Annotated in this window: 1 protein-coding gene; it reads right to left on the bottom strand. The window is 46.9% G+C overall.

What is annotated here, in order from left to right; translation table 11 throughout:
- Nucleotides 1-576, bottom strand: a 576-nt coding sequence (locus ACFQEU_RS17140) for a hypothetical protein (protein WP_379784109.1), incomplete at its 3' end; no start/stop codon positions are given.
- Nucleotides 577-699: the final 123 nt, after the last annotated feature.

Below are 699 nucleotides of genomic sequence, written 5' to 3'. Positions count from 1 at the left end.
ACTCGCCGCAACCATATCCACACAAACCGTTAAAGGAATAGAGGCGTTGGTAATACGCTGCAACTGACTCGCCGCCAAACCGTAGCTATGCACCATGCCGCCACCACTTTCCAGCCGAACTACAACTTCATCTACTGGGCGTGCGATGGCTAGAACAGCGGTAATTTCTTCCCGTAAAGCAGCCGTTGCCGACGCCCTGACGTCGCCATCAAAGTTGATAACAAAAACCCGCTGTTCGGTTTTTTCAGCGTCTTTCGCTTGCTCTGCTTGTTCATTACTAGCTGGGCTTTTAGCCGCTAATTTTAATGCTGCTTTTTTCGCTTTCGCCTCTGCCTTTTGCTTTTTCTTCTCCTCTTTCAGACTTGCTTTATACTCATCTTCATCCAGCAATGTAGCCTGCATTAGATCTTTGACATCGTCGTAGTGATCATTTAATCGACGAACTTCGACCTGCCCTTCTGGATCTTTTTTAGACTTAGAACCAGCCCCCACAATCAAACCAATGATGACTGCAATAGCTACCAAAAATGTCACGGTTTTGGCCAAAAAAAGCCCATATTCGATAAGAAATTCCAAAGTACTGCCTCGTGATTAAAGTTTACTGCCAGCGTTTTACAGCGGCTTCCGCGCGCTCGTTGAGAGGTTTACTCACGAGCCCCGCATAGGAAAGGGAAATAGAATAGAGCGCACCATCATCCA

The sequence above is a fragment of the Halorubrum tibetense genome (assembly GCF_042661865.1).
Taxonomy (GTDB): domain Archaea; phylum Halobacteriota; class Halobacteria; order Halobacteriales; family Haloferacaceae; genus Halorubrum; species Halorubrum tibetense.
Note: the sequence above shows the minus strand (reverse complement) of the source record. Positions and strands in the feature narration are given on the sequence as shown.